Below are 16,902 nucleotides of genomic sequence, written 5' to 3' on the forward strand. Positions count from 1 at the left end.
GTGTTCGCAAACGGACTTGTCGATGGCTTTATTCGCTTCAGGCCGGTGCCCCCGAGTATGACTGACGAGCGCGACGTCGCTACAGTGCTCGCGGAGCGGCCGGAACTCGAATCCGCGCTCGAATCGATCCGGTCCGTCGACGACGCCCACGAGACGTGGACGTACGACGACCTCTCGATCGATTCAGGAACGTTCGGCGAAGTCGTCTCCGAAGGCTTGGTCGAGAAGACAGGCGACGGCTACAGACTGCCCGACACGACGCGACGCGCGCTCGACGGGGAGGTGGAGACTGACAAGGAGCAGTCGCCTGGGTTGTCACTCCCAGCATTCGACGTTGACTCGCGCGCCGCGGGAGCGCTCGCGGGTGCGCTCGCACTCGTCGTGCTGTTCCGGACCGTCTTTTCGTACGGCGACGTGTTCCGGAATGGTGACGTCGTCCTCTCTGGGAACGACCCCTACGCGTATCGCTACTACGTGGAACAGATGCTCGCCGGGACTGGCGGCGGGTTCGAACTTGCAGTGCTGAGTGAGATGCCATCTGCAAAAGGCGAACCCTTCATGATTGCGACGCTGTACTCACTGTCGAGTCTCATTGGTGACGGAGCGTCAGCAGCCGGAACGGTGCTGGCCTGGTATCCAGTCGTTTCCGCCTTCGTCACCGGGCTAATTGTCTATCTGCTGGCAGTGAAACTCACCGACGACAGGAGAGTCGGACTCGCCAGCGTCGTCTTCTTCGCGACGACGCCCGCACACGCTATGCGGACCAGTCTCGGCTACGCCGACCACCACGCGTTCGACTACCCCTGGCTCGCACTGACCGCGCTCGCGCTCGTGATGCTGGCCCGTCGCGACGAAACAGATCTTCGTGACCCGTGGACGTGGGCGGTCGGCCTGGGACTCGGCATCGGCGTCGCGGGCCAGATTCTCGCCTGGGAGAACGGGCCGGCGCTGGTCTTCCCCCTCGCGCTGTACGTGGGACTCGTCGTTCTTCAGGACGTCAGAGCCGACAGGTCACCGCTCGAATCGAACGCACCGCTTCTCGGTGGGCTTGCCGTTGCGGCCGCGCTCACACAACTGGCTCACAGCCAGTTCGGATGGCACACTGATTTCGTCGCGTTCACGCCGATTCTCCTGTTCGTCGGCGCGGCCGGGGCACTGGCCGTCGCAGAGGCGACGTCTCGCCTTGGTCTGTCAGTGGGCGTGCTCGCGAACGTCGAGATCATCGGGGCCGTCGGAGGTCTAATAGGCGCCCAGTTCGTCGTGCCAACGTTCTGGGCAGACCTTACAAGAAGGTTGGACAGGTTCTTCGGCCTCAGAGGAATCGTCGAGACGAAGGCGCTGATCACCGGCGACATGATGTGGTTCGTCCTCCTTGGGTTCGTCCTCTTTCTGGCACTCCCGCCGCTGGTCTGGGCGAGCCGTCGGGCAGTTGACGGCTCGAAGTCGTGGCTCGCAGCGAGCGTCTACGCGTGGTTCTTCATCCTCCTCGGCGCGTTCCAGATCCGGTTCGTCGGCGAACTCGCGACCTTCACCGCTCTGTTCGCCGGGTTCGGCTTCGTCTGGCTTGCACACGTGGTCGATCTCACAGACGCGCCGACGGCGTTCGAGGCCGGAACTGCGACGACCGCACGTGACGGCGGCGAGGAACCACCGCAACTCAGGATTCCGACCCTCCGAGAAGCTGGGACGATATTCGTCCTCTTCCTGCTGGTCGGCGGCGTCGGAATCTTCCAGGTCCCGATCAAGACGGATCAGTTGACGATCAGCGACGAAGCCTACGGCACTGCAGCGTGGATGGACGAGTACGCTGTGGGGCAAAACCTCACCTATCCCGACAACTACGTCACCAGCCGGTGGGGCCGCAACCGGATGTTCAACTACTTCGTGAACGGCGAGTCGCGATCCTACCAGTTCGCCCAAAACAACCACGAGACGCTGTTCGTGGAGTCCGATGGCGAAGCCTGGTATCAGAAACACGGTGACCGAGTCGGGTTCATCGTCACAGAACCGCTGAAGACGGACAAAGGGACACTCCACTCTCGACTCCGCAACGTCTACGGGAGCAAGACCAAGAACTATGACGGGTTGGCTCACTACCAAGCCGTCTACGTCTCGCCGTCTGACGAGTACAAAGTGTTCAGACTGGTTCCCGGCGCGAGGATCAACGGCACGGCAGCACCAAATCAAGCCACGATCGTAGAAAAGGAAATCGAGATATCCGGCGCGTCGTTCACCTACAGACGGCTCGTCAAGACTGACAGAACTGGGTCGTACGCCGTGCGAATGCCATATCCGGGCGAGTATACGATATGGAACAAGACTGCGACGGTCTCCCAGCGGAACGTCACCAACGGTGAGACGGTGACAGCCGACTGAGCAGTTCTACCACGTCAATCCTTCGTACGTGATTCCCTTGCGGCGGCGAATGATCCGCCGTCCGTCGACGACGACCGGATCGGCCATCGCGTCGAACTCCTCATCGAGCGCTGCGAACTCGTCCCAGTCTGTGACGACGACTGTACCCGCCGCCCCGTCAAGCGCCTCGTCGGCCGCCTCGGCGTATGTCACCTCGGGGAACCGTTCGCGCATGTTCTCGGTAGCAACGGGATCGTACGCGACGACCTCGGCCCCACGCTCTTGGAGACCTTCGATGACCGGAATCGCACGGGAGTGACGAATGTCGTCGGTCCCGGGTTTGAACGACAGTCCGAGGACGGCGACGCGTTCGCCCTCGACTTCGGTGTGGTCGTCCAAGAGGGAGAGAAGCCGTTCGGGTTGCTGGTCGTTGAGTTCGACTGCGGCCTCCAGCACGGGAGGTTCGTAACCCGCTTCGCGAGCGTGCTGGATTATCGCCGCGGTGTCTTTCGGGAAACAGCTACCTCCCCATCCCACCCCACTCCGAAGGAATTGTTCGCCGATGCGGTCGTCCATCCCGATCGCCTCGGCGACCTCGTAGGCGTCGATGTCGTACTCCTTGCAGATGTTCCCGAGGTCGTTGACGAGGCTGATCTTCGCCGCGAGGAACGAATTGTTGGCATACTTGATCATCTCGCCTTCGCGACGGCCGGTTTCGACGACCGGCACGTCCCAGTCGGCGACCAGCGGTTCGTACACTTCGGCGAGTAAGTCGAGGGCTCGGGCGTCGCCGTCCGTGCCCAAGACGATCTTGTCCGGTTCCATGAAGTCGTCGACGGCCGAGCCCTCCCGCTGGAACTCTGGGTTGACGGCGACGCCGAACTCCTCGCCGGCGGTCTTGCCCGACGCCTCCTCGATGAGCGGTTCCAGTTCGTCCTCGGTCGTTCCGGGGACGACGGTGCTCTTGACCACGACGAGGTGGTAGCCGTCTTTCTCGGCGAGTGTTTCGCCGATGGATTCAGCGCCGGCTTTCATTGCACCGAGGTCGATGCTCCCGTCGTCGTTGGCCGGCGTCGGGAGCGCCAGGAAGGTGACGTCGGTGTCGCGGATGGCGTCGTAGTCCGTCGTCGCCCGGAGCCGGTCGCCGCCGTACAGCGACACCATCGGGTCCAGGCCCGGTTCGTGAATCGGGGCATCCCCGTCATTGATGGCGGCGACGATGTCCTCGTCGATGTCGATCGTCGTGACGTCGTGACCGAGGTCGGCGAAACAGGCGGCGATCGTCGTGCCGACGTAGCCGCTGCCGACGACGCTTAGATTCATCGTTCCAGACGTTGCTAGCCGGGGCCTTCAGGATTCGGTTTGTCCGAAATCATGGACAAACGTTTTGTTGACGGGTCAGTGAGATGGTACGCATGCAAGCCGTGGTGCTGGCCGCGGGCGAAGGGACGCGCCTGCGACCGCTAACTGAGGACAAACCGAAAGGGATGGTCGAAGTCGACGGGAAACCCATCCTGACTCACTGTTTCGAGCAACTGGTCGAGTTGGGGGCCGACGAACTGCTGGTCGTCGTCGGCTACATGAAAGAGACGATCATCAGTCACTACGGCGACGAGTTTCAGGACACGCCCATCACTTACGCCCACCAGCGTGAACAGAACGGACTCGCGCACGCGTTGTTGACCGTCGAGGAACACATCGACGACGACTTCATGCTAATGCTCGGGGACAACGTCTTCCAGGCGAACCTCGAAGACGTAGTCAACCGCCAGTACGAGAGTCGTGCAGATGCGGCGTTCTTGGTAGAGGAAGTTCCCGAAGAGGAGGCCTCCCGCTACGGCGTCTGTGATACGAACAAGTACGGAGAAATCGTCGAAGTGGTCGAAAAGCCCGACGACCCGCCGTCGAACCTGGTGATGACCGGCTTCTACACGTTCACGCCAGCGATTTTGCACGCCTGCCATCTCGTGCAGCCCTCCGATCGCGGTGAGTACGAGATCAGCGAGGCGATCGACCTGTTGATTCAGAGTGGCAGGACGATTGACGCCATCCGGATGGACGGCTGGCGTATCGACGTCGGCTATCCCGAGGATCGCGAGGAAGCAGAGCGGCGACTGAAAGCCGCCCGTGGTGAGAGTGAAACCAGCGACGCCGGGGAAAACGCGGACGCGACGACGATTTGAAACAGAAAACCGTTTAGACAACGACGGGAATCAGTTCTCCTATCGCTCTCGCAAGCGGGAGTGCATATTCGGCGTACTGGAAGTAGACGAAGCCAGTGAACAGCAGGAAGAGCGTGGTAAGCGCAGCCGGCAGCGCCAGCACGACGGCACCGAAACGAACGCCCAACCGAAATCCAACCCCCTCCACCAGCGACCAGACGGCGATCAGTGTCGCACTCGCTAATCCGACGAGCGCGTACAACTGCATCGCCTCGCCCAAGGCGAGGTCGAGCCAGCCATGTGCACCGAAGAAGACGACCGCTCCGACGAGAGTGAGACCGAGATACGATCCAGCTAGGTATCGCCAGTTGGCGCGTGCGACACGGTGGACGGCCCCGAGGCGACCGACGCCGTACAGTCCCAGCGGAACAATTGGGAGAAGGTACCGAACGGTAATCTGTGCATACAACGGGAGCCTGGTAATGTACACCAGAACAAACAAGCACCCGACAGTGATCGCGAGGAGATCAGTCTGACGCTCGGGGCGCTGGAGATCAGACAGCAGTGCGTCCACCGACGGATTTGCCAAGGCTTTGCGTCCAGCAACCCCGATGGCACCGACGAGTGCGCCCGCCAGCGGGACGGCTTCAAGGAGCGCGAGTTCGATCGCCTCCTGTTCGTTCACTCCGTATTTGACGTACGTCGGGATTCGTCCGCTCCTGATAAACGTGTGATAGAGTCGTTCTGGTTCGTCGATCACGATCTCGATCCCACCACCGAAAAGCGACCAGATTTTCTCGAGTGCCCATAGGGCCCGATCGACGACTGCAGTCCCGAGCCCGCTGATCACTGCGATGAGTGCACCGACGAGTCCGACCGGAATCGTCGGTATGGCACTCGAACGGTCGAGATTGGGCGGCGCACTATCGGCGCTAGACGACCCTGTGGTCGTCGAAGCGGAGCCAGCAGCCGGCGTCGTCGTTCCCGTGGCCGTACCGGTCTGTGTCGCAGTCTCTCCTGTGCCTTCGCTACCAGATCCGCCAGTAGCCCCATTTTGGGCGTTTGCCCCCGGATCAATCTGTCCGGAGTAACTAGAGAGGGTCCGCGGTGGTTCCAGTGGGTTGCCAGCGATCGCGAGATTCGTCAATAGGAACGGCGTCAATGCCAGTAGGAACACGAGACCGACGACAGCGAGGTCGCGTGGACGGTTGGACGGTGCCGTCAAGAAGTCCAGCGGAACGAGTGCAGCGAACAGGATCAACGCCTCACCGCCGTGTAGCCAGGTGAGCAATCCGACAGTCGTGTACGACAGTGAGCGAGCGCCGAGCGCCCGCCAGTTCGAGTCAGTCGCCCGAGCGACGTAGAAGGTCGCCAGTAAGGTGACGACGGCCAGCGACGACAGGACGTGTCGCTTCGGAATGGACGCCCAGAACCCGAGTGGCGAGGCCACCACGACGAACAGTCCGATCACTGCGCCACTCCGCCGTCCGTGAACGTGAGCCAAGAGTCGATAGAGTCCGACGGCGACGAACCCGGCTGCGAGCATCGAGGTGATCTGGAGCGCCATGAACGGACGCCAGGTGCTGTCCAGTGGTGTCGCGTTCACGACGTTCAGCAGAAACACGATCAATGCAGCCACAGCTCCGCCGACGGTCAGCGACTGATGACAGTCAACGAGGTGACCGAGTCGATCGGCCAGTAAATAAACGAGCAGACTGAATCCGGCGGCGAGTGCGAGGCGCAGGTCGAACAGCCACGAAACGGCTTCGAGGAGCCAGAGGACTGGCAACGCGAGAAAGACGTGTGCATAGTTCCGGCCGTACACCGCACCGTCTGAGACGTACAGTCCAGGTTGTGACCCGAACGTGAGCGAGTACTGGAGAGAGCGAACGTCCAGGTGCCCGCTGGAGACGGCTGCGAGCGCGTTCCCGATCGCGTACGTGTCAGTAATGAACACGCCGACTCGCCAGTAGAGGGCGAGAAACGTGAGTGACGCGAGGAAGAGAACGGTACCGAGCCGATCACCGAATACGACCCGGGCAGCCCATCGAGACCAACGGTGAATCGGTTTCCACACACTGTGGCGACCGGTCATCTGTGTGAACGATGGTACTTCCACATTGACGACTCTACACTGCTCAGACTAAGAGTTTACCTAATCCCGACACGTTTTTGTCGTCACTATCAGTCCACTCGACAATGCGAATCCTCGTGACGGGCGGAGCCGGATTTATCGGCGGACATCTTGCCGAACGGTTCACTGTCGAGGGCCACGACGTCACCGTGATCGACAATTTCGACCCGTTCTACGACGTTCGAATTAAAGAGCATACAGTCGAGCAGTGTCGAAATGTCGCGAGCGAGGACGACGGTACGTATCAGCTCGTCAAGGGAGATATCCGTGACGCTGAACTCGTTTCTGAACTCGTTGCTGAGACCGACGTCGTGTACCACCAGGCTGCACAAGCTGGCGTTCGTCAGAGCGTCGAGAATCCCCGAAAGTACGACGACGTAAACGTCGACGGAACGCTGAACGTTCTCGACGCAGCCCGGTCAACCGACGTCGATCGGGTGGTTCTCGCCAGTTCTTCCTCAGTGTACGGGAAGCCACAGTACCTTCCGTACGACGAAGACCATCCCACCACGCCGGTCAGCCCCTACGGCGCTTCAAAACTCGCCGCCGAACGCTACGCCATGGCCTACAACGAGGTGTACGATCTCCCGGCAGTCGCGTTGCGATACTTCACGGTCTACGGCCCGCGGATGCGCCCGAACATGGCAATCTCGAATTTCGTCTCGCGATGTGTGAACGGGAATTCGCCCGTAGTCTACGGCGACGGCACTCAGACGCGGGATTTCACGTACATCGACGACATCGTCGCTGCGAACCAGACGCTGTTGACGACCGACGCGGCCGACGGCGAGGTGATGAACGTCGGAAGTACGGACAACATCGAGATCCGAACCCTGGCCGAGGAAGTGCTGGCTCAGCTCGCACCGGAGCTAGAACTCGAATTCGACGACCGACACGACGCGGACGCCGACCACACGCACGCAGACATCGAGAAAGCGAGCGACTTGCTCGACTACGCCCCGACGTACACCATACGGGAAGGCGTCGAACAGTTCATCGAATGGTACCAGGACAACCGCGACTGGTACGAATCGCTCGTCTTGTCGTCGTGATGGTCACTGCACTTCCGACGTCCATCCGCCGGCATGACCGTGGTGGGGAAAATATAATGAATGATAACTGTCGCAGGAATTATATTCGGAGGATGGTTTGTTTCGGGTAATGGCGACAGGGCTGCGGTATCGAATATTTAGTGTCACTGGCTGTGCGGGGTTTACCGCCTTCGCAGTCTGGTTCGCCAATCTCCAGTTCGTCCAGCGGGCCTTCAGTCAGGTCCCGTATTTCGGTCGGCCAGCCCCAGTAGTCCTCGCCAACGGTGATCTGGGATTCGCGATCACGACGACTGTCCTGGTGATGCTCGGGGCTATGTGGCCGGTGTTCAAGCCACAGCCGCGTCGAATCCTCGACACACTGCTTCTCACCCAGAAGCGCGTTTTTCTCTCGATGGTCGGGCTCGCTGCGCTCGGATACTTCAACTACAGCTATCGACTGCCCCGGTCGACGCTGATAATCGCGACGGTGATGTTACTGCTGTGGCTCCCCGCTTGGACTGCGGCCATCAGGCAGCGACCAACGACAAGATCGCGAGCGATCATCGTCGGTGACGATCCCACTGCTATGGAAGCGATTCTCGAGAGCACAGACCTGCCAATTCTCGGTTATGTTTCACCGCCGCCCTCCTACGAAGTGTCAAGAAGAATGTCAATGGGCGCTCCAGAGATATCGGACGGAGGGGCGATCGAGACAGAGCTGGACCAACTGAGTTGTCTCGGTGGTCTATCACGACTCGACGAAGTATTTATCAAACATAATATCGACACAGCATTGTTAGCGTTTAGTAATGCCGACCGAGCCGAGTTTTTCGGCGCACTCGACGCCTGTTATGACCACGGCGTCACTGCGGTAGCCCATCGAGGCCATGCGGACAACGTCCTTACGACGGGTTTCGCTGGTAGTGACCTCGTTGAGGTCGATCTCGAACCGTGGGACTGGCAGGATTACGTCGCTAAACGCGCGTTCGATATCACGTTCGCAGCAATTGGGCTGTTTGTGCTCTCTCCTGCTGTCGTCGCTATTTCGGTTGCAGTCAAGATCGACAGTCCAGGACCGGTACTGTACAGTCAACAGCGAACAGCCGAATTCGGGGATACGTTCACCGTCTACAAATTCCGTAGCATGATACCGGAAGCGGAGGCCGAAACTGGTGCCAAATTATCGGAAGAAGATGATGGGGACTACGATCCCCGGGTAACCCGCACAGGCCGATTGCTTCGACAGACGCATCTCGATGAGATTCCCCAGTTGTGGTCGATCCTGATCGGAGATATGAGTGTTGTCGGACCGCGACCCGAGCGGCCCGAGCTTGATAGTGATATGGAGTCGGGAACTGATAAATGGCGAAGTCGATGGTTCGTGAAGCCAGGGCTCACCGGTCTCGCTCAGATTAACGAGGCCACGGGCTATAATCCAGAAGAGAAACTTCGCTATGACATGGAGTACATTCGACGCCAATCGTTCTGGTTCGACCTGAAGATCGTCATCAGACAAATTTGGATTGTTTTAAGTGATGTTACCAAGACAGCTACCGGAGCCGATGAGGAACAATAGATGAGGATCCTTCGGGTCGCCCAAAAAGCATATCCTGACGTGACTGGAGGCGGGGCATATCACGTCCACGCGATGAGTCGCGACCAGGCAGCGATGGGACACGACGTGACTGTGCTGACGGTCAACCAAGGCGACGACCGGCCGGCCACAGAAGAACGCGACGGGTATACAGCCGTCCGGTACCCTGCAACGGTCGAACCGCTCGGAAACGAGATATCCCTTGGCCTCGCCAAGCATCTTCGCAACGCCGACGAATTTGACGTCATCCACGCACACTCGCATCTCTACTTCTCGACGAACCTGGCAGCGCTGCAGCGGCGGTTGGGAGACGTCCCGTTGGCAATCACGAACCACGGGCTGTATTCCCAGAATGCCCCCGAATGGGTCTTCGACTTGTATCTGCGAACGCTCGGCCAATGGACGTTCAATCAGGCTGACGTGGTGTTTTGTTACACCGATGAAGACCGAAATCGAGTTCGGGATTTCGGCGTGGATTCACGGATCGACGTCGTGGCGAACGGCGTGGACACGGACCGATTCACGCCTGAAGGACCAGCGAGTAATCGGATCGATCATGACGGGGCGGTGGTGCTGTTCGTCGGACGGTTAGTCGAGGGCAAGCGACCGCAAGACGCGATACAGGCGGTCTCGAAACTCGTAGACGATCAGGACGTGCAGTTGTATATGGTCGGAGACGGCCCGATGCGTGCCGAGCTCGAGGGACTGGCTGGCCCGGCAGTCGATTTCCTCGGGCAGGTCCCGTACGACGAGATGCCGGAGATCTACCGAGCTGGCGACGTTCTCATTCTGCCGAGTCGGGCAGAAGGGTTGCCACGGACCGTTCTGGAGGGGTTTGCATCCGGTGTGCCGGTCGTTTCGAGCCACCTGGAGCACACTGCATCGATCGTCCGGAAAGGTGGACAGACCGCCCCAGTCGGAGACGTAAACGGGTACGCCGACGCACTGCAGAACGTTCTGGCTAAGGGAGAATCCCTCGGACAAGCCGGACGGGAGACTGTCGTCGAGGAGTATCGCTGGCAAGAGACCGTCGAGCACACGACCCGAGCGCTCGAAAGTCTACTGTAGATAGCCGAGGTCTTCGAGTCGGGCTTTCGTCTGTTCGTCCATCGAGACGTCGTCGGAGTAGTCGGCGTGTTCGAACGAATCGAGCCACTCGTCTAACTGCGCGTCGAGTTCGTCGCCGACGTCACCGTGCGTGTCCGCAATGTCTTGCGTTTCACCCGGGTCGTTCCGGATGTCGTAGAGTTCCCGTGACCCGTCAGAGCCTCGAATGTACTTGTACTTCGCCGTGCGGATCGCCCTGAGCGACCGGTCGTACTGTCGAACGCTGTCCGGAAGTTCGCCAACACGCTTTTTCAGTGCGTCCATCGAAGGCTGTGGAGCCAGATACTCCGCGATAGCGTACTCACGGGTCTCTGGAGCGTCGGGGTGGAAAGAGATGCCCTGGAACTGTTCGCGAGCAGCCGGGGCATCGATATCGAGAACGTCGAGGATCGTGGGAGGGAGGTCGATGAGCTGGACGAGGTCGTCGACGGACTTGTCCTCGAAGGGGCCGCCGTGGACGAACAGCGGGACGTGAAGGAGCGTATCGTAGAGCGCGTACTGGTGGTCCATCAGCCCGTGCTCGCCGATGTTCTCGCCGTGGTCGCTCGTGACGACGAACAAGGTCTCTTCCCACTCACCTGCAGCTTTGAGTATGGCGACGACTTCCTGTATTCGCTCGGAAAGGTAGGAAATCTCGGCTCGGTAGAGCGCCCGGAGGATTTCGAAGTCCTCGTCGGCCATCTCGTTCGTTCCGGCGATGTACTCCCACGCGTCCTGTGAAACCTCCATCGCCTCCTCGTACGTGACTCCGCCCGGAAGATGGTCTATGGCGTGTTCTTTCGAGGGTCGGTATTCGAGATGGGGTTCGAGGTAGTTGACGAACAAGAAGAACGGCCGCGAATCGTCTCTGGTGTCGAGCCAGTCGTTGATCCACTCGTTCGTGCGGGCGGCGCCGTCGTCGTCGGTCTTCCTGAAGAACTGACCGTAGATCGCGTTCGCGAGATTCGAGACGGGATTGCCTTCGAAGAGCGCTTTCGCGGCTCTGGTGATCTTGTCGAGTCCTTCTTCTTGGCGGGCGATGCGCCCGAGATCCGTATCAGATTGGACGTACTGCCACGTCTTGTAGAACGTCTCGAAGCACTGGTTGAAGCCGAATTCTTCGCTGATCCATGTGTTGTTCGACACGGCAACTGTTTCGTATCCCGCGTCACGGAATACCTCGGCAAGTACCGAAACGTCTGGTTCTAGTTGTTTGTGATCCGCGTGTGCGCCGTGTTTAGAGGGATAGAGACCAGTAAAGATGGAAGCGTGTGATGGCAGCGTCCATGGACTCGCGCTAAATGCCCGATTGAATCGCGTCGCGTCCTCTAGGATACAGTCAAGTTGCTGCGAGGCGTTCTCCCGAGCAGTGTCCATCACAATGAGCACGACATTCCTCACATCAGATAGTTGTCCAGGCTGATCCATAAAGTATTCACCGCTACTAAAACGGACGGCTTGATTTTTCTGGTGTCGTTACGACAACCGTATAACGAAGCCTTCCCGACAAAAGATAGGGATTCATAAGCGAACAGAACAAATTGAAAGTAGCCTCAGACTGTCAGCGACTATGGACCTCTTGATACTGACCGACTGGGAGTTCCCGTGTGATGAGCCGTTCATGCGTGAGGTCTACGCGAAGCGGTGGCAGGATGCTGGACACCGCGTGACCTGGATTATGCGCCCCTCGGGGAACGACGCCAATTCCCAAGAGACGTGGCATGGGAGTCCGGTATACGTGGCCCCTGACCACGTCTACAGGTACCGCAATGTTCTGGGCGTCGGTTCCGCGGCTGGGACGAAGTGGCTGGAGTCAATATGGGACGCTGAAGGGGGGTTTGACGTCGTACAGGTCCGTAACGACCTTGCGGCGATGCCCCCTGCCCAACAGCTGGCGAGTACCCACGATATTCCGTTGGTCTTCAGACACTCCCATCTCAAAGCTGAGACGCTTATTCTGGGTTACAGGGAAGGGGTGGATGGATACGGACTAATCGACTATGGAAAGGGGTTGTTTGGGAGAACAATTCGGGACAGACTACTCGCGGATGTTGATGCGGTATTCACGATTAGCAACGCAATGTCGCAGTATCACCGGGAAGTGCGAGGAATCGAAACACCGCTGTATTCGGTCCCCATGGGGGCAGACACCACTCTCTTGGCGGACGAAATAGACCCTGAACCGTTCTGCTTGCGCTACGGCCTCCCCGTGGACGAGTACCTAATATACATGGGGAGCATGAATCCGCTCCGTAATCTCGAGTTTCTGTTCAGGGTGCTGTCGATCGTTCGCGAGTCAAAACCCGAAGTGAAACTCGCCCTTGTCGGCGGCCGGGACGAACGACAACGGGAGCGGTTACGATCACAAGCTGAGGCGCATGCAGTTGGCGACGCGACCGTGTTCACTGGATGGGTGAATGAGACAGACTTACACCGTGCAATCGTGGGCGCAGCACTGGGGCTGTCCCCCCTCCCACCGAACAAGGTATTTCGAACGAACTCCCCAACGAAGGTGCTCGAATACCTAAACCTGGGAACACCAGCAGTGACGACACGGACGCCGGAACAGGTCGATATGGTCGAGTCGAACGGAGCAGGGAAAGCTGTCGATTACACCCCCGAAGCGTTTGCCGACACTATCTTGGCCTTTCTAAACGATTCAAACGCTAGACGAGAGATGGGCTCTGCTGGACGGGAGTACATCGCCAAAAACAGGAGTTACTATTATCTCAACAAAACTGTGTTAGAAAAATATAAGAGCATAATCGGGACATAGTATTGTTTGACAAGTAGACAGCTGTTTTGGAAGGTTAATTAATTGTTGAGTGTTTCGCTAGCGAACGAAACTCCGCAGCCAATTCAAGTCAAATTTTTTATATTTTCGAAAAAGTAACAAAGCTCATCGTTTAAGCTCTTGAAAAACCATACGACAGCACACTTATTTCCGTGTGGCTACACCTTGAATTGAAGCCAGGCTCGTGGTAGTACAGTTTGGGATATTTGATTCCATTGACCAGAAACTCGGCGATCACTGTTTCGCCGAATACAATCGGATTCGGAATTTTCCCAGATTTTGGCTAGAAATCAGCTTACAGGACCATATTGAGAACGTTTGACACCTATTTGTCAAATGTCCAAAAATATTCGACAGAGATGGTCCTGCAACGTACGATTGAGTACCTAGTGCCGGCGCCGACTCGGGTGCAGACTCCACAAGATCCAGATTAACCACTCTCTCCTACCGCTGAGGTTGGCGGTTTTTGCTATGAAATCACACCTCACTGTTCACATTCAACTAAAAACTGCTCTGTAGGATCGCTAGACGGCGTTGCGACAATCTCGTTATCTTCGTAAAAAGCGAAGAGACAGATTGCTTTGATGTCTAAACTTTCTCTCTTCACCCGTGATTCGGTGTCGAAAGCTAAAAGAGTTGTCGAGATTCCAGACGAACCTGCCGAGTGGGCGATGGTCGCGCTCCAAGCACTGCGAATCGAACTTGGGAAATCCTACCGCCAAACAATCGATAACTCGAGCGAAATGTCCGGGATTCTCGAGGAAATCGGACTTACGCGTCTTCCTCACTACACGATTTTCCGTGATTGGTTCGAGAACATCACGATGGAGACCTACCGCGCGTTTCTCGGCATATTAGCCGAGAAACGCTCTAGCCACCGCAATCGATGCAACTGGTTTCGACCGCGACCAACCGTCACGCCATTACGCCCAGCGAGCACACTACAACGTTCGCTCGCTGAAAGTCACCGCCCTCATGGACGTGAAAACGCTGCACGTCTTCGATGTCCACTGTACCACAACGAAAAAATACGATGGCAAGATAGGCCCGCAGGTCGCTCGGCGCAACGCCGAGGACCTGCGGTTACTGGCTGCTGACCGCGGCTATGATGGAAACTGTTCCATGACGAACTTCGTGAGGATGGGATTCGTCCGCTGATCAAACACCGTATCTACTCGTCGCTGGATCTCGCGCACAACGCCCGGATGAGCTGTCTCTGGTACAATCGCCGCTGGATGGCTGAAACCGTCTTTTCCTCGATCAAGCGCACGCTCGGCTCCGCCGTGCGTGCGCGGAGCTGGCACCTGGAATGCCGTGAGATGGCTCTCAAAGGTGCCGTTTACAACCTTCGTTGAGCAGTCAGATACCCGGTTAATTAACCGCCGTCGCCGGTTTCTGCGTGCTGAGTGGCCGAGTGAAAACACCGAAATCAAGCTCCGTGTAGCGATCCTACGAAGCACTAAAAAACCGCTCTTTCTGGAAGAGACAATGCTTATATATGCTCTTGATAACTATGTAAGCCGAAAATGTCGAAGAGAGTTGGGATTGTGACCAATCCATTAGACCACGGAATGGCAGGAAACATGACTAACATGAGGATCTGTCGAGAACTAAAGCGACGTACCATTGACGACCTTGAGTTCGTATATATCCATACGGACCAATCTGATCTTGATCTGTATAATAACGTGGATGAAGCAATTGTACCGAGGGCACCGATTCTGTTTCTGCGAGAGGTAGCGAAGTTAGATCTCGATCTGATTTACTATCCTCAATTTCCGTGGCTCCGACCGGGATTTTTTTTGACTGATACAAAGAAGGTAGTCAGGTTATACGGAGACTTACCGTTTACCTGCCCATCTTATGTCTCATGGCAATCCCGGATGAAAAAGTACGCTTATGCGGCCTTCTATCGCAAAACTGGTCTTGCAAATAGGGTAGATCAATACGTAATTCCGTCCGGGAGTCTTCGCCAAAGCAAAAGAAGGTCGCTTGATATCTCGGATGAAAAGTTTACTACGGTACCGCTTGCACATGGAATGACGTTTGACAAAATAAACGACAAAGAAATTGAAGAGATACTCAACTCTTTCAATCTAAAGGAAGGGTATATTCTTGACGTCGCGTCCACTAACAAAATAAAGAATGTCTCTTCACTTATTAGAGGAGTCTATCAATTACAAGAGCGGGGTATAGATGCACCTCATCTTGTCATTGCGGGTGATTGGTTGGGGTCCGATGTTAGTGACCTTGGCCGTGAATTATTGGGAGACGGCATCACCTTCACAGGGTACCTAGAAGCGGAAGAGCTAAAAGCGCTGTACAAAGGAGCGAAGCTCTACGTTAACACCTCACTTCATGAAACCTTTGGAATAACTAATTTAGAAGCAATGGAGGCGGGACTCCCCGTAATAACGAGCGATAAGTACGCGATTCCAGAAGTCGTTGGCGATGCAGCGTATTTTCTTGAAGATCCCGAAGATCCCAAAGAAATTGCTGATGCGATCGAACACTTCCTATGTAACGAGGAGATCAGGGAAGAATATATTGAAAAGGGAAAAAATCGAGCAGATAAGTACTCTTGGAAACGAACGGTTGATGAATTACTAGATGTCTTTTATTCTGTCCTGTGATCATTCGATTATAGGAAATGAATTATAATACTTGGAGTGGACTCATCAAGGAATGGAATCTGCCGATCAAAAGTGTTATTCGATGATAGTTGATTTCGTAAGTTATGTTGATCGTGATGGGATTGGACAGTCTTGACGCTGATACCCTACAGCGATATACAACTCCCTCCATCGATACGATAAGTGAAGAAGGCGAGGGTGGTCGGATGGAAACCCCGGACGGCCTCAATCGAGATGAGCTGAACACGCAGCTGCTGTGGCCTTCGATGCTCGCCGGACAAAACCCGCGGGATCTCTTTCCGTCATATTACGAGGACAACAGTCAGTCCACCAAACACTGGAACACAAAGGTCCTGTCTAATCCGCTCGTACGGAGAATAGAACGCGAGGTCTCGAATATCGCCTCAAGCAAGGCCAAGCGCTACCTAAAGAGCCTGCTGGCACAATTTGGCTACGAGAAAGAACATGTCGGTGAAAACAGACTCGCGGAAGCGGGTTCCCTCCTCGACTCCGCGGCCGCACCGCATCTGATCTCCGTTCCCGGAATCAGCGAGGACGACATGAACCGCGATCTAAAAGGCATGATCGCACCGAAGTCGGCTCGTTCGGAAGGAAGGTCAGGATACGAACCGGCGGGTGATATCTCATTGTTTGAACAGAAAGCTCTCAGCGCTGACGCCAACCGACTAATCCGATTTCTGAACGCTATCGCGTCGCGACGGCACGACTTCGTTATGTGCCACTTCTTCAGTCTCGATCTCGTGCAGCATGTGTGGGCGGACACGCCACCGAAGCTACAGCGGTGGTACGGACTCTACGACGACTTCGTCCGCCGCGTCCGGCAAACGCTCTCCGAGGACGATACACTAGTCCTCGTCTCGGACCACGGAATGGAGAAAGAAGGTATTCACTCAAAACGAGCCTTCTATGCGAGCAACAGGCGGCTATGGAAGGACACACCACGAAAGATGGAGGACCTTCGAGAAGTGCTCGAGTCAGAACTGCCACGGCATTCGCCGGCCGACGGTGAGCAAATGGACGATTCGGCACAGATCACCAATGATACGAAGGAACACCTCAGTAAGCTCGGATACTTCAGCTGATGACGCCGTA

General features: G+C 56.9%; 11 protein-coding genes and 1 pseudogene. 9 read left to right on the forward strand and 3 right to left on the reverse strand.

The features are described 5' to 3' along the window. Window positions 1-57 precede the first annotated feature (57 nt). Complete coding sequence (locus ACFR9U_RS02710) at window positions 58-2,376, forward strand: STT3 domain-containing protein (protein ID WP_247376942.1); 2,319 nt, start codon at window positions 58-60, stop codon at window positions 2,374-2,376. Between the two features lie 6 nt (window positions 2,377-2,382). On the opposite strand, the gene aglM is transcribed toward ACFR9U_RS02710, so the two are convergent. Further along, complete coding sequence (aglM, locus tag ACFR9U_RS02715) at window positions 2,383-3,678, reverse strand: UDP-glucose 6-dehydrogenase AglM (protein WP_247376939.1); 1,296 nt, start codon at window positions 3,676-3,678, stop codon at window positions 2,383-2,385. 92 nt (window positions 3,679-3,770) lie between these two features. On the opposite strand from aglM, the gene aglF reads away from it, so the two are divergent. After that, window positions 3,771-4,538 (forward strand): UTP--glucose-1-phosphate uridylyltransferase AglF, encoded by a 768-nt coding sequence (gene aglF, locus ACFR9U_RS02720; protein WP_247376938.1) that lies wholly within the window; start codon window positions 3,771-3,773, stop codon window positions 4,536-4,538. A gap of 13 nt (window positions 4,539-4,551) precedes the next feature. Here aglF and ACFR9U_RS02725 read toward each other — a convergent pair whose 3' ends face one another. Then, the gene (locus tag ACFR9U_RS02725) at window positions 4,552-6,474 is read right to left on the reverse strand and encodes a hypothetical protein (RefSeq protein WP_247376936.1); all 1,923 of its coding nucleotides are present in this window, start codon (window positions 6,472-6,474) and stop codon (window positions 4,552-4,554) included. A 242-nt stretch (window positions 6,475-6,716) separates the two neighbouring features. On the opposite strand from ACFR9U_RS02725, the gene ACFR9U_RS02730 reads away from it, so the two are divergent. The 3 genes from ACFR9U_RS02730 (at window position 6,717) to ACFR9U_RS02740 (ending at window position 10,344) form a co-directional block, all read left to right on the forward strand. Beyond that, window positions 6,717-7,703: a GDP-mannose 4,6-dehydratase gene (locus ACFR9U_RS02730; RefSeq protein ID WP_247376933.1), complete on the forward strand. Its 987-nt coding sequence runs from the start codon at window positions 6,717-6,719 to the stop codon at window positions 7,701-7,703. Window positions 7,704-7,812: 109 nt separating this feature from the next. Then, a complete protein-coding gene (locus tag ACFR9U_RS02735; RefSeq protein ID WP_247376931.1) occupies window positions 7,813-9,258 on the forward strand; it encodes a sugar transferase in 1,446 nt (481 codons plus the stop codon). Continuing rightward, window positions 9,259-10,344: a glycosyltransferase family 4 protein gene (locus tag ACFR9U_RS02740; protein ID WP_247376929.1), complete on the forward strand. Its 1,086-nt coding sequence runs from the start codon at window positions 9,259-9,261 to the stop codon at window positions 10,342-10,344. On the opposite strand, the gene ACFR9U_RS02745 is transcribed toward ACFR9U_RS02740, so the two are convergent. Next, complete coding sequence (locus tag ACFR9U_RS02745) at window positions 10,336-11,790, reverse strand: sulfatase (protein ID WP_282594222.1); 1,455 nt, start codon at window positions 11,788-11,790, stop codon at window positions 10,336-10,338. The genes ACFR9U_RS02740 and ACFR9U_RS02745 overlap by 9 nt on opposite strands. A gap of 142 nt (window positions 11,791-11,932) precedes the next feature. On the opposite strand from ACFR9U_RS02745, the gene ACFR9U_RS02750 reads away from it, so the two are divergent. From ACFR9U_RS02750 to ACFR9U_RS02765, 4 genes and pseudogenes are all read left to right on the forward strand, one after another. After that, window positions 11,933-13,138, forward strand: a complete 1,206-nt coding sequence (locus ACFR9U_RS02750; RefSeq protein WP_247376926.1) for a glycosyltransferase — start codon at window positions 11,933-11,935, stop codon at window positions 13,136-13,138. Window positions 13,139-13,740: 602 nt separating this feature from the next. After that, window positions 13,741-14,511: pseudogene (locus tag ACFR9U_RS02755) on the forward strand (IS5 family transposase). Between the two features lie 171 nt (window positions 14,512-14,682). After that, window positions 14,683-15,789, forward strand: coding sequence for a glycosyltransferase family 4 protein (locus tag ACFR9U_RS02760; RefSeq protein ID WP_247376924.1), 1,107 nt, complete (start codon window positions 14,683-14,685; stop codon window positions 15,787-15,789). 104 nt (window positions 15,790-15,893) lie between these two features. Continuing rightward, window positions 15,894-16,892: an alkaline phosphatase family protein gene (locus tag ACFR9U_RS02765; RefSeq protein WP_247376923.1), complete on the forward strand. Its 999-nt coding sequence runs from the start codon at window positions 15,894-15,896 to the stop codon at window positions 16,890-16,892. The last annotated feature ends 10 nt before the right edge of the window (window positions 16,893-16,902 follow it).

Origin of the sequence: Halorientalis brevis (assembly GCF_042678165.1) — an archaeon.
In the GTDB taxonomy this organism is placed as follows: Archaea; Halobacteriota; Halobacteria; order Halobacteriales; family Haloarculaceae; genus Halorientalis; species Halorientalis brevis.